15 protein-coding genes are annotated in these 15,543 nt (G+C 72.1%); 11 read left to right on the top strand and 4 right to left on the bottom strand.

Annotation, left to right across the window (positions count from 1 at the left end):
• Positions 1-59: 59 nt before the first annotated feature.
• Positions 60-1,388, bottom strand: a complete 1,329-nt coding sequence (locus ACFYO9_RS30095) for an ROK family protein (protein WP_358776445.1) — start codon at positions 1,386-1,388, stop codon at positions 60-62.
• Positions 1,389-1,559: 171 nt separating this feature from the next.
• Here ACFYO9_RS30095 and ACFYO9_RS30090 point away from each other — a divergent pair, with 171 nt between their 5' ends.
• The 6 genes from ACFYO9_RS30090 (at position 1,560) to ACFYO9_RS30065 (ending at position 7,388) form a co-directional block, all read left to right on the top strand.
• A complete protein-coding gene (locus tag ACFYO9_RS30090; RefSeq protein ID WP_358776443.1) occupies positions 1,560-2,882 on the top strand; it encodes a sugar ABC transporter substrate-binding protein in 1,323 nt (440 codons plus the stop codon).
• 10 nt (positions 2,883-2,892) lie between these two features.
• Positions 2,893-3,888 carry a sugar ABC transporter permease gene (locus ACFYO9_RS30085; protein ID WP_358776441.1) on the top strand — a complete coding sequence of 332 codons (996 nt, stop codon included), beginning with the start codon at positions 2,893-2,895 and terminating at the stop codon, positions 3,886-3,888.
• On the top strand, positions 3,881-4,738 hold the full coding sequence (locus ACFYO9_RS30080; protein WP_355815547.1) for a carbohydrate ABC transporter permease: 858 nt from the start codon (positions 3,881-3,883) through the stop codon (positions 4,736-4,738). The genes ACFYO9_RS30085 and ACFYO9_RS30080 overlap by 8 nt, the downstream gene beginning before the upstream one ends.
• 20 nt (positions 4,739-4,758) lie before the next feature.
• Entirely contained in the window at positions 4,759-6,147 is a 1,389-nt protein-coding gene (locus tag ACFYO9_RS30075; RefSeq protein ID WP_358776439.1) for a GH1 family beta-glucosidase, read from the top strand.
• A gap of 198 nt (positions 6,148-6,345) precedes the next feature.
• Positions 6,346-6,936, top strand: a complete 591-nt coding sequence (locus ACFYO9_RS30070; protein WP_358776438.1) for a hypothetical protein — start codon at positions 6,346-6,348, stop codon at positions 6,934-6,936.
• Positions 6,933-7,388, top strand: coding sequence for a hypothetical protein (locus tag ACFYO9_RS30065; protein WP_355815556.1), 456 nt, complete (start codon positions 6,933-6,935; stop codon positions 7,386-7,388). The genes ACFYO9_RS30070 and ACFYO9_RS30065 overlap by 4 nt, the downstream gene beginning before the upstream one ends.
• 28 nt (positions 7,389-7,416) lie before the next feature.
• Here the strand turns inward: ACFYO9_RS30065 and ACFYO9_RS30060 are convergent, their stop codons facing one another.
• Positions 7,417-8,028, bottom strand: a complete 612-nt coding sequence (locus tag ACFYO9_RS30060) for a helix-turn-helix domain-containing protein (protein WP_358776436.1) — start codon at positions 8,026-8,028, stop codon at positions 7,417-7,419.
• 108 nt (positions 8,029-8,136) lie between these two features.
• On the opposite strand from ACFYO9_RS30060, the gene ACFYO9_RS30055 reads away from it, so the two are divergent.
• The 3 genes from ACFYO9_RS30055 to ACFYO9_RS30045 all read left to right on the top strand — a co-directional run bounded on the left by ACFYO9_RS30055 (position 8,137) and on the right by ACFYO9_RS30045 (position 11,053).
• Positions 8,137-9,639: a cytochrome P450 gene (locus tag ACFYO9_RS30055; RefSeq protein ID WP_358776434.1), complete on the top strand. Its 1,503-nt coding sequence runs from the start codon at positions 8,137-8,139 to the stop codon at positions 9,637-9,639.
• Between the two features lie 86 nt (positions 9,640-9,725).
• Complete coding sequence (locus ACFYO9_RS30050) at positions 9,726-10,034, top strand: hypothetical protein (RefSeq protein ID WP_358776432.1); 309 nt, start codon at positions 9,726-9,728, stop codon at positions 10,032-10,034.
• Positions 10,031-11,053, top strand: a complete 1,023-nt coding sequence (locus tag ACFYO9_RS30045; protein ID WP_358776430.1) for a glutathione S-transferase C-terminal domain-containing protein — start codon at positions 10,031-10,033, stop codon at positions 11,051-11,053. The genes ACFYO9_RS30050 and ACFYO9_RS30045 overlap by 4 nt, the downstream gene beginning before the upstream one ends.
• Before the next feature lie 83 nt (positions 11,054-11,136).
• On the opposite strand, the gene ACFYO9_RS30040 is transcribed toward ACFYO9_RS30045, so the two are convergent.
• Together ACFYO9_RS30040 and ACFYO9_RS30035 are read right to left on the bottom strand one after the other, a co-directional pair.
• On the bottom strand, positions 11,137-11,457 hold the full coding sequence (locus ACFYO9_RS30040; protein WP_358776428.1) for a hypothetical protein: 321 nt from the start codon (positions 11,455-11,457) through the stop codon (positions 11,137-11,139).
• A gap of 56 nt (positions 11,458-11,513) precedes the next feature.
• Entirely contained in the window at positions 11,514-12,095 is a 582-nt protein-coding gene (locus ACFYO9_RS30035; RefSeq protein ID WP_355815804.1) for a TetR/AcrR family transcriptional regulator, read from the bottom strand.
• 203 nt (positions 12,096-12,298) lie between these two features.
• Between ACFYO9_RS30035 and ACFYO9_RS30030 the strand changes: the two genes are divergently transcribed.
• Positions 12,299-13,720, top strand: coding sequence for a cytosine permease (locus ACFYO9_RS30030; protein WP_355815570.1), 1,422 nt, complete (start codon positions 12,299-12,301; stop codon positions 13,718-13,720).
• 99 nt (positions 13,721-13,819) lie between these two features.
• Complete coding sequence (locus ACFYO9_RS30025) at positions 13,820-15,487, top strand: amidohydrolase (RefSeq protein ID WP_355815573.1); 1,668 nt, start codon at positions 13,820-13,822, stop codon at positions 15,485-15,487.
• Positions 15,488-15,543 lie beyond the last annotated feature (56 nt).

The raw sequence follows: 15,543 nt of genomic DNA, 5'->3' as shown, positions 1-15,543 counted from the left end.
AGGGCGGGACAAAGACGTAAATTCAGCAGGGGGTATAGGGACGGCCTATGGCAGCGGGCTCAGCGCGCCCCCCGGCCCTCCAGCACCGCCTGCCAGTCCGGCACCCCGGCCACCGCGGACTCCGTGCGGGCCGGAACCGTCCTCCGGCGGCCACCGCGAGCGAAGAAGTCGGCCAGCGGAAGCGTCGCCGCCCCCACGGTGACCGCGTCCGGGCCGAGTTGGCCCAGCGTGACGGTGGCGCGGGCGGCGGGGTGGCGCAGGGAGTACGCGTCGGCGTACCGCCTGATCGCGGGCAGCAGGCGTGGGCCCAGTTGGAGGCCGGCCCAGCCGCCGACGAGGACACGCTCGGGGCCGAAGAGGTTGACGAGGTCGGAGATGCCCGCGCCGAGGTATTCGGCGGTCTCGTCGAGGACGGCCGTCGCGACCGGGTCCGGCGCGGTGCCGTCCTGCGGGTGGGCCGCCGCCAGCAGGGCGCTCACGCCCGTCTCCTCGTCCGCGCCCGCCGGCATCCTGCCGCCCTCCTCCCGCCACCGCGCAAGGAGCGCCTCGGCTCCCGCGTACGCCTCCAGGCAGCCCCGCGCCCCGCAGCGGCAGCGGCGGCCGCGGACGCTGACCGTCAAGTGGCCCCACTCGGCGGGCCCGCCGCGCGCACCGCCGTGGATCACGCCGCCGGTGACGACGCAGGCGCCGACGCCGGAACCGATCAGCACGATCGCCGCGTCGTGCACCCCGCGTCCGCCGCCGAACCACATCTCCGCCTGGCCGAGGGCGCGGGCGCCGTTGTCGACGAAGTAGGCGGTGTCGGCGGGCAGTTCGATCGTCTCGCGCAGCATGCGCTCCAGCGGGACGGCGTCCCAGCCGATGGTCTGGCCGTGCACCACGGTGCCGCCCGCGTCGTCGCGGTCGACGATGCCGGGCACGCCGACGCCCACGCCGATCAGGGAGCCGTACGGGGCGTCGGGTTCGATGCCCGCCTCCGCCGCGACCTGCGCCACGCCCTCGCCGATGTGCCGGACGATGGTCGCCACGTCGTAGCCGGACTCCGTCAACGGGTGTTCGGTGCGGGCCAGTTCGGTGAGGGCCAGGTCGAACGCCTCCACGCGGACCCGGGTCTCCCCGACGTCCACGCCGATGAGGCGTCCGCTGGACGGTGCGACGCGGAGCAGGGTGCGCGGGCGTCCGCCGTCGGACTCGACGCTGCCCGCCTCCTCCAGGACGCCGTCCGCGGTGAGTTCGGCGACGACGTTGCTCACGGAACCTGAACTCAGTCCGGTGGCGGGTCCGAGCGCCTGGCGGCTCATCGGGCCGTCGAAATACAACCGTTGCAGTACCGAGGCGCGGTTGCCCACGCGCAGGTCGCGCACCGTTCTGCTGCTCCGCTCGACCATGTGGCTCCTCTCCGTTCGGCAACATACCCGTGCGCCACCTCTTGACGCGACTATCTCTCAGGTTTTAACTCACGTCCTAAATTAAGTCGTGAATCCGTTCGGACGCCGAACTCGGCGCGCTCTCATGCCCGTTCATTCCCTGTCATCCACCACGAAAGGGACGGATCCGCCATGCGCAGACTCCGAGCCGTGGCAGCCCTTGCCACCGTGACCGCTCTCACCGGTGCCGCCCTCACGGCCTGCGGCGGCGGCACCAGCGGCGGCGGCGAGGGCAGTAATGCCTCGCCCAAGACCCTCACGTACTGGGCCTCCAACCAGGGCCCGAGCGTCACCGCGGACAAGAAGATCCTCACCCCCGAGCTGAAGAAGTTCGAGGAGGAGACGGGGATCAAGGTCAAGCTGGAGGTGGTCCCCTGGTCCGACCTGCTCAACCGGATCCTGGCGGCGACCACGTCGGGCCAGGGCCCCGACGTCCTCAACATCGGCAACACCTGGTCGTCCTCGCTCCAGGCCAGCGGCGCGCTGCTGCCCTGGGACGCCGAGAACTTCAAGGCGATCGGGGGCCGGGACCGCTTCGTCGACGCCGCGCTCGGCTCGACCGGCGCCGCGGGCAAGGACCCGGCGGCGGTGCCGCTGTACTCGCTGTCGTACGCCCTCTACTACAACAAGGCGATGTTCAAGGAGGCCGGCATCAGCAAGCCGCCGGCCACCTGGGACGAGCTGGTCACCGCCGGCAAGAAGCTCTCCAAGGGCGGCAAGTGGGCGCTGGGGGCCGAGGGTTCGAACCTGGTGAACAACATCCACCAGGCCTTCGCCCTCGGCAAGCAGCACGGCGCCGACTTCTTCGACGCGCAGGGCAAGCCGACGTTCACCTCGCACGGGGCGGTGGCCGCGGTGAAGCAGTACGTCGACTTCATGGCCAAGGACAAGATCATCGCGCCGGGCAACGCCGAGTACGCGCAGAACCAGTCGCTGCGGGACTTCGCCAAGGGCAAGACGGCGATGGTGCTCTGGCAGGCCGCGGCGACCACCTTCGCGGCGCAGGGCATGAAGCCCGACGAGTGGGGTGTCGCCCCGGTCCCGGTGCCGTCGGGCAAGCCCGGCGCGGACCGGCAGGTCAACTCGATGGTCGCGGGCATCAACATGGCCGTCTTCAAGAACACCGACAACCTCGACGGCGCCCGTAAGTTCGTGAAGTTCATGACGAGCGACGCCGAGCAGGCCCTGCTCAACAAGGCGTACGGATCGATCCCGCCGGTCAAGACCGCCCAGCAGGACGCCGCCTTCGACCGGGCCGACACGGCCGTGCTGCGCGACACCCTGCGCAAGAGCGCGGCGCCGCTGCCGCAGGTGCCCAACGAGTCGCAGTTCGAGACGACGGTGGGCACCGCCATCAAGGCGCTGTTCGCCGACGCGGCGGCCGGCAGGCCGGTCACCACGGCATCCGTGACGGCCGAACTGACCAAGGCCCAGCAGCAGATGCCGAAGAGCTGAGAGCGGCTCCATGACCACGCTCACCACTCCTCCCCCGGCCAAGGAGGGCGCCGCGCCGCTCTCCGGCCGACGTCCGAAGCGCCTGCGGCTGCCCGACCGGCTGCGCCGCGTCTCGCTCCCCTACCTCCTGCTGCTCCCCGCGCTGCTCCTCGAACTCGTCGTCCATCTCGTCCCGATGGGCGTCGGCATCGTGATGAGCTTCAAGGAGCTCACCCAGTTCTTCATCCGCGACTGGGGCTCCGCGCCGTGGAGCGGCCTGGACAACTACGAGATGGCGGTGGACTTCGACGCCCCGGTCGGCGAGGCGCTGCTGCACTCGTTCTTCGTCACCGTGGCGTTCACCACCCTGTCCGTGGGCCTGTGCTGGCTGCTCGGAACGGCGGCCGCCGTCTTCATGCAGGAGAACTTCCGCGGCCGCGGCCTGTTGCGGGCCATCTTCCTCACGCCGTACGCCCTGCCCGTGTACGCCGCCGTCATCACCTGGTCGTTCATGTTCCAGCGTGACACGGGGCTGATCAACCACCTCGTGCACGACCAGTTGGGGCTCACCGACAGCCCGCCGTTCTGGCTGATCGGCGACAACAGCTTCGTCGCCCTGCTGACCGTCTCGGTGTGGAAGGGCTGGCCGTTCGCCTTCCTGATCGTCATGGCGGGGCTGCAGAACATCCCCAAGGAGCTGTACGAGGCGGCGTCGATCGACGGCGCCGGGACATGGCAGCAGGTGCGGCGCATCACGCTGCCGTCGCTGCGGCCGGTGAACCAGGTGCTCGTCCTGGTGCTGTTCCTGTGGACGTTCAACGACTTCAACACGCCGTACGTGCTGTTCGGCAAGTCGGCGCCCGAGGCGGCGGACCTCATCTCCATCCACATCTACCAGTCGTCGTTCGTCACCTGGAACTTCGGTACGGGCTCCGCCATGTCGGTCCTGCTGCTGCTCTTCCTGCTCATGGTGACGGCCTGCTACCTCCTGGTCACCTCGCGGGGAAGGAAGACCGCCGATGTCTAGCCGCTCACCGATGGCCGCGCCCCGTTCGTTCCTGTGGTCACGGCGGATCTTCCTGACCCTCCTGACCGGCTTCGTCCTGCTGCCCGTCTACGTGATGGTGAGCAGCTCCCTGAAGCCGCTGGAGGACGTGTCGGGGTCGTTCCGCTGGATGCCCAGCGGGTTCACCGTGCGGCCGTACCTCGACATCTGGAAGACGGTGCCGCTGGCGGACTACTTCGTGAACTCGCTGATCGTGGCCGGCGCGGCGACGCTGTGCTCGGTGGTCGTCGCGGTGTTCGCGGCGTACGCCGTCAGCCGGTACCGCTTCCGCGGCAAGCGGGTGTTCACGGTGACCGTCCTGTCGACGCAGATGTTCCCCGGCATCCTCTTCCTGCTGCCGCTGTTCCTCATCTACGTCAACGTCGGCGACGCCACCGGCATCGCCCTGTTCGGCTCGCGGGCCGGGCTCATCCTCACGTACCTCACGTTCTCCCTGCCGTTCTCCATCTGGATGCTGATCGGCTACTTCGACTCGGTGCCGCGGGAGTTGGACGAGGCGGCGCTGGTCGACGGCTGCGGGCCGCTGGGCGCGCTGTTCCGGGTCGTGGTGCCCGCCGCGATCCCCGGCATCGTCGCCGTCGCCGTCTACGCCTTCATGACCGCCTGGGGAGAAGTGCTCTTCGCCTCCGTCATGACCAACGAGACCACGCGCACGCTCGCCGTGGGCCTGCAGGGCTACGCCACCCAGAACGACGTGTACTGGAACCAGGTCATGGCCGCCTCGCTCGTCGTGAGCGTCCCCGTCGTCGCCGGCTTCCTGCTGCTGCAGCGCTACCTCGTCGCCGGACTCACCGCAGGAGCCGTCAAGTGACCCTCCCCGAAAGGAATTCCGTGACCGACCCCTCCTCCCTCACCGAGCCCCCGTCCCTGGACCTCTCCGCGCTGCCGCAGGACTTCGCGTGGGGCGTGGCCACCTCGGCATACCAGATCGAGGGGGCCGTCGACGAGGACGGCAGGGCGCCCTCGATCTGGGACACCTTTTCCCGTGTGCCCGGCGCCGTCGACGGCGGCGACACCGGCGACGTGGCCTGCGACCACTACCACCGCTGGCCCGAGGACATCGCGCTGATGCGGGAGCTCGGCGTCGACTCCTACCGCTTCTCCCTCGCCTGGCCGCGCGTCGTGCCGGGCGGCGACGGACCGGTCAACACGGCGGGCCTGGACTTCTACGACCGGCTCGTCGACGCGCTCCTGGCGGCGGGCATCACCCCGAGCGCGACGGTCTACCACTGGGACCTTCCGCAGGCGCTGCAGGACCGCGGGGGCTGGCCGGAGCGCGAGACCGCGGAGCACTTCGCCTCCTACGCCTCGGTGGTGGCCGAGCGGCTCGGCGACCGGGTCGGCCACTGGGCCACGCTCAACGAGCCGCTGTGCTCCGCGTGGATCGGGCACCTGGAGGGCCGCATGGCGCCGGGGCTCACCGATCTGACGGCCGCCGTGCGCGCCTCGTACCACCTGCTGCTCGGGCACGGGCTCGCCACGCAGGCGATCCGCGCGGCCGCCCCGGGAGCGCAGGTCGGCATCGTCAACAACCTCTCCCCCGTGCGGCCCGCCTCCGGCCGGCCGGAGGACATCGCCGCGGCCCGGCGCGTCGACGGGCACACCAACCGGTGGTGGCTCGACCCGCTGCACGGGCTCGGCTTCCCCGCCGACATGCGGGAGGTGTACGGCGTCGACCTGCCGGAGCGGGCGGGCGACGCGGTGACCATCGCGCAGCCCCTGGACTGGCTGGGCCTCAACTACTACTTCCCGGCCGTGGTCGCCCACGACCCGGCGGGCCCCGCACCGTTCGCCCGTCAGGTGTACCGGCCCGAGGTGCCGCACACCGGCATGGACTGGGAGATCGACGCGAGCGGCCTGGAGAGCCTGCTGATGCGGCTGACCGAGGAGTACGGCGCACGCAGGCTGTACGTCACCGAGAACGGCTCGGCCTACCCCGACGTGGTCGGCGCCGACGGCACGGTCGACGACAAGGAGCGCACCCAGTACCTGCGCGAGCACCTGGCGGCCTGTGCCCGCGCCGCCCGCCGGGGTGCCCCGCTGGCCGGGTACTTCGCGTGGTCGCTCCTGGACAACTTCGAGTGGGCGTACGGCTACGACAAGCGCTTCGGCCTGGTCCACGTCGACTACGCGACGCAGCGCCGCACGGTGAAGTCCAGCGGCCGCCACTACGCGGACCTCGTCCGGTCACACCGGCACCGCGCGGCACGGGCGGCCTGAGCGGCCGGCCCCGCCGACCGCCGCCCGGCCCCGCCTCCCCGGGCCGGGCGGCGTCCGCCGTGGCCGCACGTTCTTTGCCGAGGTCACACGGTCACCCGGACGCCCCGCTCGACACGCGCGCGGGGCCACGCCTTCCCGCCGTAACGTCCGATTCGTCCCCCGGCCGTCGTGACTCAGGCGAAGGAAGACCCCTCCCCCATGCCCTCATGTGTACCCGTGTGTGCCGGACCGCCGGCCCACCGTGCGGCCCCGCTGACCCGCTCCCTCACCCTGTTCCTTCTCGCGCTGCTCACCGCGGCGAGCGGCTTCCTCGTCGCCCCGGGACAGGCGCACGCCGCCCAGGTGCCCGCCGTGGACCGGGTGTCGACGGTCTCGGCCGCCGTCGACGAAGCCTGCACCAGCAAGGACCCGGCCGTCTGCATGATCCGGGAGATGACCCCGGAACAGCGCGAGCAGGCGCGTGAGGTCCGGATCCGCTATCACGGGCTCCTCGACGAGATGGAGCGCGTGGCCGACGAGATGCGGGCCGCGGGCGCCTCGGACGAGGAGATCGCCCGCAGACTGGTCGACATGCGCAACGACGCGAAGGACATCACCCGCGCGGGCATGTCCCCCGAGGCGGTGAAGGCCCTGGAGGAGCGGAACATGAAGAAGTACGGCAACCCGCTGGGCCCGACGGCGGACCAGCAGTTCGCCCGGTACGGCAGTTGGGGCGCGGTCATCGAGGCCGCCACCCGCAGCAGCGCGGCCGTGGACCAGGAACTCGGTCTGGCGCCCCGCGGCCGATGACCCTCGTGGCGGACTACGACCGGCACGGCCGGGTGTGGGACCTGGCCCCCGCGACGGGGCTCCTCTCCCCCGCACCCGGCGGACGCTGCCACGGGTTCGTCCACCTGCCGGGGCACGACGAGCACGCGGCCACCGCCGTGTACGCGACGGGCCCCGGCGCCGGGACGCTCTGGCTGCAGTACGGGGCGCGGCGCTGGGACGGCGCGACGGTGACCGTCCGGCAGCTCTCCCTCCCGGACGGCGGCCGCCGGTTCACCGTGACCGGGCCCGACGGCGCCACGCACTTCGAACTCCCCTACCCCGCACCGGATCCGGGCCCCTTCGACCCGGCGTACGACTGGCTCGACGCGGTCGCCGACGACTTCTTCCTGTGGGCGGCGGACCGCCTGGCCACCGAAGGGTCCCGCCGTACGCTCCTGGACCACTTCCTGACGGGCTTCGCCCCGCCGTGAGCCCGGTGCCGCCCGCCGCGGCCCGCCCTCAGCGGGTGATCGCGCCGAGCAGCGCCTTCGCGCACAGGTCCCGCACCTGCTCCCGGGTCAGCCCGGCGGGCTCCGCCAGCCACTCCAGGCAGACGGCCACCATGAACGCGAGCCAGCCCCGCACGGCCAGGCGCAGTGCGGACATGTCCTGGGTGAGGTCCGCGGCGCCCGGGTCCGCGGCGAGGGCCGCGAGGATCTGCCGCTCCTGGGCGGCGAGGCCGTTGCGGTAGACCTCGCGGACCAGCGGGTCGCCCGCCGCCTCGGCCCGGTGGAAGGCGCGGAACCCCTCGGCGTGGCTCTCCACGTAGCCGAGGAACGCGTCGAGGCCCGCGGTGATCTGCTCGTCCACCGGAAGACCGGGTTCGGCCTCGGTCAGGCGCAGCATGCGCTCGCTCTCGCGGCGCACGACGGCGGCGAAGAAGTCCCTTTTGGTGGGGAAGTAGTGGTACAGGAGTCCGCGTGAGACGCCCGCGATCTCCGCGACCCGCTCGATCCACACGTCGTCGTAGGGCTTCTGCGCGAACAACCGCGCCCCGACCGAAAGCAGCTGCTCACGGCGCTCTTCGGTGCTCAGTCTGCGGCGGGTGCGCTCCTGGGGGTTCGCGGCCATGCGGGCACTTTACTTGACGCGAATTCAATAGCGGTACCAGACTGGGATCTCCTGTTGAATCCACGTACAACAGGCCCAACGGGCCCGTCGGACAAGGGAGATGGGCAGATGGCGCAGACGACGCGGTCCGCGGCGGCACCGGGTTCCGGCGGACCGGGCGGGCAGGGGGCGCCCGCCGCCCCGGAGAAGGGGTTCCGCAGCGCCGAGCTGGGCTGGCCCGAGCTGCACCGGATCCCGCACCCGCCGCGCCGTATCCCGCTGCTCGGCGACATCCTGGGCGCCGACATCCGTACGCCCCTGCAGGATTCGATGAAGATGGCGCGTGCTCTGGGGCCCATCTTCCGGCGCAAGGCGTTCGGCAAGGAGTTCGTGTTCGTGTGGGGCGCCGAGCTCGCGGCGGACATGGCCGACGAGTCGCGGTTCGCCAAGCACGTGGGCCTCGGCGTCGCCAATCTCCGGCCGGTGGCGGGCGACGGGCTCTTCACGGCGTACAACCACGAGCCCAACTGGCAGCTGGCCCACGACATCCTCGCCCCCGGGTTCAGCCGTGAGGCGATGGCCGGGTACCACCCGCTGATGCTGGACGTGGCCCGGCAGTTGACGGCGCGCTGGGACGAGCGGGAGTCGGCGGGCCGCGCGGTGGACGTGCCGGGCGACATGACGAAGCTGACCCTGGAGACGATCGCCCGCACCGGTTTCGGGCACGACTTCGGCTCTTTCGAACGGTCCGCGCCGCACCCCTTCGTCTCGGCGATGGTCGGCACCCTCTCCTTCGCGCAGCGGCGCAACGTCGTGCCGCCCCTGCTGACCCCGCTGCTGTTGCGCGGCGCCGACCGGCGCAACGACGCCGACATGGCCTACCTCAACCGCACCGTGGACGCGGTGGTCGCCGCCCGTCGCGCGGCGGCCGGCGCGGGCGGCCACGGTGACCTGCTCGACCGCATGCTGGAGGTCGCCCACCCCGACACGGGCGAGCGGCTCACCCCGGAGAACATCCGCCGTCAGGTCATCACGTTCCTGGTCGCCGGGCACGAGACGACCTCCGGCGCCCTGTCGTTCGCGCTGCACTACTTGTCGCGCCACCCGGAGGTGCTCGCCCGCGCGCGGGCCGAGGTCGACGAGGTCTGGGGCGCCGAGGGCGAACCCGCGTACGAACAGGTGGCCAAACTGCGGTACGTACGCCGGGTGCTCGACGAGTCCTTGCGGCTGTGGCCGACGGCGCCGGCGTTCGCCCGCGAGGCGCGCGGGGACACCGTCCTCGGAGGCGTCCATCCGATGCGCCGCGGCGCGTGGGCGCTGGTGCTCGCGACGATGCTGCACCGGGACCCGGCGACCTGGGGCGAGAACGCCGAGGAGTTCGACCCCGACCGGTTCGCCCCCGCGGCGGTACGCGCCCGGCCCGCCCATGTCTTCAAGCCGTTCGGCACCGGCGCGCGCGCCTGTATCGGACGTCAGTTCGCCCTGCACGAGGCGACCTTGGTGCTCGGCCTGCTGCTGCGCCGCTACGACCTGCACGCCGAACCCGCCTACCGGCTGCGCGTCGCGGAGCGGCTCACCCTGATGCCGGACGGCCTCACGTTGCGGCTCACCCGCCGCGCCCCGGCCGCGTAGAGCGCCGTTGTCAGACCCGTGCGCGAGAGTGGTGGTGGCATCCCGCAATGCCGCACACGCCACCCAGCGCAGAGGAGTCGCACGACATGACCGGCACGACGTCCGAGGAACTGCTCGCCGCCCAGGCCTGCTTGCGTCTGCTGCACACGGCGCGCGCCGCGCTCTCCGACTCCGCGTCGGTCTCCCCCGTGACCGCGGCGACACTGCTGGCGGGCCCGATCGCGGAGGCCGACGAGGCGCTGCGCCGCGCGGGCCTCGCGGGCAACGAGGCGGTGCTGATCGACCGCATCTACGATCTGGCCCCGCCTCCGCCGTCGCGCGCCGCCGGCGAGGACACTGGTCATCAGCGGGTACCGATGACCCGGTCCTGCGCGCGAGAGGGGAGCCAGTCATGAGTCCGGAGCAGGGCAACGCCTCGTACGGGCACAAGGAGTTCAAGCGGTCCAAGAGCCATTTCGCGGACCGCGTCACCGCGGACGGCGCGGACGGCTGGCCCGTGGAGGCGGGGCGTTACCGCCTGGTGGTGAGCCGGGCCTGCCCCTGGGCGGGCCGCGCGATGGTGGCGCGCAGGCTGCTGGGCCTGGAGGACGCGCTCTCCCTCGGCGTCACCGACCCGGTGCAGGACGACCGCAGCTGGCGCTTCACGCTGGATCCGGACGACCGGGACCCGGTCCTCGGCATCCGCTTCCTCAGCGAGGCGTACGAGGCCCGTGAGACCGGGTATCCCGGCGGGGTCAGCGTCCCGGCGATCGTGGACGTGCCGAGCGGCAAGCTGGTCACCAACGACTTCCAGCAGATCACGCTGGACCTCGCCACGGAGTGGTCCGCGCTGCATCGCGAGGGGGCGCCTGATCTGTACCCCGAGCCGCTGCGCGACGAGATCGACACCGTCATGGAGGGCATCTACCGCGACGTCAACAACGGCGTGTACCGCGCGGGCTTCGCCCCCGACCAGTCGACGTACGAGTCGGCGTACCGCGATCTCTTCCGCCGCCTGGAGCTCACCTCGGAGCGTCTGGCGAGCCGCCGCTATCTGGTCGGGGACACCATCACGGAGGCGGACATCCGCCTGTTCAGCACGCTGGTGCGGTTCGACGCGGTCTACCACGGCCACTTCAAGTGCAACCGCAGGAAGCTGTCCGAGGACCCGGTCCTGTGGGCGTACGCCCGGGATCTGTTCCAGACCCCGGGGTTCGGCGACACCATCGACTTCGACCACATCAAGCGGCACTACTACCAGGTGCACACCGGCATCAACCCGACGGCCATCGTGCCGCTGGGCCCGGACCTCTCCGGGTGGCTGACGCCGCATCACCGGGAGGAGCTCGGCGGGCGGCCCTTCGGCGACGGGACGCCGCCGGGGCCGGTGCCCGCCGGTGAGGAGGTGCCGGCCACGGGGCGGCCCGGGGCCTGAGTCCTTCCGGCGGCCTCGGGCCCCGTCGCGCGGGCGGCGGCGCAGGGGCCGCCCATGGCACCCCCACGTCCGTCCCGTCGGTCTCAGCCCGTCGCGTTGCCCGGGTCCGCGAGCGGTCCCTGCACCGGGTCGACGAGCCGTTCCCGGTCCCGTTCAGGGAACGGCTCCGTGCCGGGACGCCAGGTGAACTTGTCGCCGCCCACCCACCGCACCGCGTCCGGGTCGTCGAGGTCGTGCACGGTGATGCCCGCCATCGCGGCCGCGTCCAGGACGTCCGTCACGGTCTTCGCCTTCCCGACGACCTCACCGTCGATCTCCACGATGCGGAACGGCGGGTGTCCGGGCTGGACACCGAGCACCGTGATCCGGGGTTTCGCCATGTACAGATACGCGCTTTCGGTCATGTCCTGCACTCTTCCACTCCGACCCGCGTCAGCGCCTCGTCACTCGGCCGCTCGGGCTAGGGTCTTGCGTTTGTCGCCCCTTCGGCCGCCTGTCCGAGCAGCCGGGCCGCCGCGGACCGGGCGGAGGCGAGGGCCCGCGCGCGGTCCGCGTCCCGCTGGCCGAGCACCACGCGCGTGCTCAACCCGTCGAGGAGTGCGAGGAGTTCGCCGGCGCGGTCCGCGTCCGCGTCGGGCGCGAAGACGTCCGCGGCCACGCCTTGGGCGAGGAGTGCCGTCAGGTCCTCCTGCCAGCCCCGGTCCAGTTCCTCCTGGGCCGCGCGCAGCGATGCGTTGGCCCCGGCGCGTGCCCAGAGTTCGATCCACAGCATCCAGCGGGGATCGCGCGGCCCCGTCGGCAGATACAACCGCAGAAAGCGCTCCAGCTTGCGGGCGGGTGCCGCCCGCCCGGCGAGCAGCGCGCGCCGCTCCTCGGTGAGCGCCGCCTCGCTCCAGCGCAGCGCCTCCAGGAACAGCCGGTCCTTGCTGCCGAAGTAGTACAGGATGTGGCCGCCGCTGGTGCCGAGACGGTCGGCGAGCGCCGACATGGTGAGCGCGGCGAGGCCCTGCTCCGCGATCGCCGTCATCGCCTCGTCCAGCATCCGGTCCCGCGCGACCTGGCCGTCCCGCCGTCGTGCCACGTGTGTGCTCCCGCCTCTCCCTGCATGCCGACCCTATCCCCGCGCGGCGCCGGGTCGATTTCGGCCGGGGTCTTGACGGCACCGGGGGACGTGCCGCACTTTGAATGCCGTTCTAACTCATAGAACGGCATTCAAACTCTGGATGCCGGAGAGCGAGGTCCCGCATGGCGCAACAAGCCCCGGTGTCCGCCGGGATGGGCACGGGAGTCACCAGCGACGAGGTGTTCCGGGTCGAGACGCACGGCATCGACCCGATCCCCGCGGCGGACCGGCACGGCAGCGCCAAGGACCTGTTCTGGCTCTGGTTCGGCTCCAACCTGACCTTCACGTACGTGATCAACGGCGCCCTCGCCGTCTCCTTCGGCCTCAGCTTCTGGCAGGCCACGGCCGTCGTCGTCATCGGGGGTCTGTCGTTCTTCGCCATCAGCGCGGCCGGCCTCAGCGGCGTGCGCACCGGCACCGCCACGCTGGTGATCTCGCGGGCCGCCTTCGGCATGCGCGGGAACTTCCCCGCCGGCCTGCTCAACTGGGTCGTCTCGATCGGCTACACCATCGTCAACACGGTCGTGGGCACGCTGGCCCTGGAGGCCCTCTTCGCCGACCTCGGCCTCGGCGGCGGGGACACGGCACGGGCCCTCGCCCTCGCGGTCACCCTCGCCATGACCTTCGCCGTCGCCATGTGGGGCCACGCCACGGTGCAGCTCGCCGAGCGGTGGATGGCCTACGTCCTCGCGGTGGGGTTCGGCGTCCTGCTGGTCCTGCTCCTGCCGGACGCCGACCTCGGCGCGGCCGGTGCCGGGGGCGGGGCGGGCTTCTCCGGGTGGACGCTCGCCTTCGTCGTGATGCTCGCGGGCCCGTTCTCGTATCTGCCGATGCCCGCCGACTACACGCGCTATCTGCCGCCGGAGACCTCACTGCGCTCGATCACGGTGGCCGGGGCGCTCGGCGGATTCGTCTCGTCCGTCGCGCTCGGCGTGGCCGGTGCCGCCGCGGCGAGCCAGGCCGACATGACGGACGCGGTCGCCGGGGTGGAGGGGCTGCTGCCGGGCTGGTTCCGGCCGGTGTTCCTGCTGCTGGTGCTCGGCGGTTCGGTGACCAACTCGATCCTCACCCTGTACTCCTCCAGCCTCAACCTCCAGGTCCTCGGCATCCCCTGGAGCCGGGCCAAGGCCATCGTCATCAGCGTCGCCGTGACGGCGCTGGGCTCGCTGGGCGCCCTGTTCCTGACGGACTTCACCGAGTCCCTGCTCAGCTTCCTCTCCCTGCTGATCATCGTGTTCGCGCCCTGGGGCGGAGTCTTCCTCGCCGACATGCTGCTGCGCCGCTGCCACTACGACACCGGCGCGCTGCACACGCGAGGGCGGGACGGCGCGTACTGGTACCGCGCCGGTTTCCACCCCGCCGGGATGGCCGCGCTCGCCCTCGGCATGGCCTTCGCCGCGCTGACCTGCGACTCCGAGCTCTGGACCGGCCCGCTGGTGGCGCCGCTCGGCGGGGGCGACCTCACCCTCCTCGGCTCGGTCGTCTCCGGCCTCGCCTACTGGGGCCTGGCCCGGCGTTCCGTGCGGGCCGCGATGACCGTGTGACGTCACCCGCGCCCCGGCCCCCTTTCTCTTCCCCGTACGACACGACCTTCTTTCCCGTACGACACGAACCACCCGCACCAGCCCAGGAGCTCGCCCCTCATGCCCCGCACCACCACCGCCATCACCCCCTCTCCCGCCGACCTGGTCCTGCGCAACGCCCGTATCCACACCGTCGACCCGGAACTGCCCGCCGCCGAGGCGCTCGCGGTGCGGGGCGGCCGGATCGTGTGGCTGGGCCCCGACGCGGAGGCCGAGGCGTGGACGGGACCCGCCACCCGTGTCGTCGACGGGCGCGGGCGGCTCGTCCTGCCCGGGTTCATCGACGCCCACAACCACGTCCGGCTCGGCTCCGACGACGCCTGTGTGCAACTCGCCGGCGCCGACAGCCTCGACGAGATCCACGCCCGGATCGGCGCCTGGCGCGCCGACCACCCCGACGCCCCGTGGATCGAGGCGGAGGCCTTCGACTACTCCACGATCCCCGACGGCCGCATGCCCCGCGCCACCGACCTCGACCCGGCCACCGGCGACACCCCCGCGTTCGTCCTGAGTTACGACGTGCACACCGCCTGGCTCAACACGGCCGCCCTGCGCCGCCTCGGCGTCGACCGCGACCACACGACGCTGCCGTTCGGGCGGGCGGAGACCGATCCGGCCACCGGCGAGCCCACCGGCTTCGTCAAGGACTTCGCGGTGCGCGGCCTGAGCAGGGACGGCCACCGGGCGCTGCGCGCGCTGGGCGTTCCGTGGGCCTCGCCCGACCGGCAGTACGGGCGCCTCGCCAAGAGCCTGGACGACGCGATCGGCTTCGGCATCACCACGGTGGTCGAGCCACAGAACTCCCTGGACGACCTGGCGCTCTTCGAGCGGGCACGTGCCGAGGGGCGGCTGCGCTCGCGGATCGTTGCCGCCCTCTTCCATCCGCGCGGCACCACGGACGCGGATCTGGACGACTTCGCCGAGGCGGCGGAGCGTTTCGCCGACGAGCGGCTGCGGGTGGGGCCGCTGAAGCTGTACATCGACGACGTCGTGGAGCCTCGTACGGCCGCACTCCTCGCCCCGTACGCCGGGTGCGGGCGCCACCGGGGCGACACCTTCTACCCGGCCGAGGAGTTCGCGGAGCTCCTGACGAAGCTGGACGCCCGCGGTTTCCAGTGCTTCGTGCACGCGACGGGAGACCGGGGCATCCGCACCGTCCTGGACGCGGTGGAGCGGGCCCGCGCCGTGAACGGGCCGCGCGACGCCCGCCACCAGGTCGTCCACGTCGAGTGCCTGGACCCGCGGGACACCCCGCGCTTCGCGGACCTGGGCGTCGTCGCCTGTATGCAGCCCCGGCACTGCGCCCCCGACATCGCGGGGCCCGGCAAGGACTGGGCGGAGAACATCGGCGCCGACCGCTGGCACAAGGCCTGGCCGATGCGCAGCCTCCACGAGGCGGGGGCCGTCCTCGCCCTGTCCAGCGACTGGAACGTCGCCGAGATGGACCCGATGGCGGGCATCTACACCGCCGTCACGCGCCGCCCGCTCGGCGGCGGCGCGCCCTGGCAGCCCGGCGAGACCCTGGACGTGGCGACCGCCGTGCACGGCTACACGATGGGCTCCGCGTACGCCAACTTCCTTGAGGACGAACGCGGTTCACTGACCGTCGGCAAGCTCGCCGACTTCGTCGTGCTCTCCCGGGACATTCTGCGCGTACGCCCCGAGGAAATCCCCGGGACCGTGGCCGAGGTGGTCGTGGTGGGCGGGGAGATGGTCGTCGAACGGTAGGCGGCGGCCGCGACGAGGCGGGGCCGGCCGGGGCGGGGCCGGGCGGGTCCGGCTGG

This window comes from Streptomyces sp. NPDC005863 (assembly GCF_042871345.1).
GTDB lineage: Bacteria > Actinomycetota > Actinomycetes > Streptomycetales > Streptomycetaceae > Streptomyces.
This window is presented reverse-complemented; position numbering and strand designations above follow the sequence as displayed.